Source organism: Acetomicrobium sp. S15 = DSM 107314 (assembly GCF_016125955.1).
Classification (GTDB): Bacteria; Synergistota; Synergistia; order Synergistales; family Thermosynergistaceae; genus Thermosynergistes; species Thermosynergistes pyruvativorans.
This window is the reverse complement of sequence record NZ_JADEVE010000194.1, coordinates 1-432: the sequence shown is the minus strand read 5'-3', so window position 1 is coordinate 432 and position 432 is coordinate 1. Positions and strand designations below refer to the sequence as shown.

General features: G+C 56.9%; 1 protein-coding gene. It reads right to left on the bottom strand.

Translation table 11 applies throughout. The features are described 5' to 3' along the window. Window positions 1-111: 111 nt before the first annotated feature. Window positions 112-285, bottom strand: coding sequence for a hypothetical protein (locus tag EZM41_RS05775; RefSeq protein WP_198470187.1), 174 nt, complete (start codon window positions 283-285; stop codon window positions 112-114). Window positions 286-432: the final 147 nt, after the last annotated feature.

The following is a 432-nucleotide window of genomic DNA, read 5'->3' as shown; positions in this document are numbered from 1 at the left end:
GAGAGATCGCATTCGCACCTTGGAGGGAAGATCCGGTCATGACGCTTGAGGAGATCGTCAAATATCCGCTTGAATGGACCCCAGATGATCTCTCCTACGCCTGCGAGGGCATTAGCTATCATCTCTGGAATTCCACCGAACCAGCCCACGACACTGGAGGCCTTCTCCTTGCTCCAATCCCAGGCTCCTGCGATCCTGTCCGAGGCCGGCCGGCAGTCCCTCGACAACGATTAAGTAACCGAGGCCGTGAGACTCGCCGCTCGTGAGGAAGCGCAACGCCGTCATGCCTCTTCGCCTCCGCTTTCGTATACTCCGGCGGTGAACTGCCCGATAGAAAGATACCCGCGCTTTCTGCCCAGCGCCCAAACCCTTTTGCCAAGTATCCAAAGAAAAATGCCGGGCATTACCGTCCAGTGTATGTTGTTCCACCAG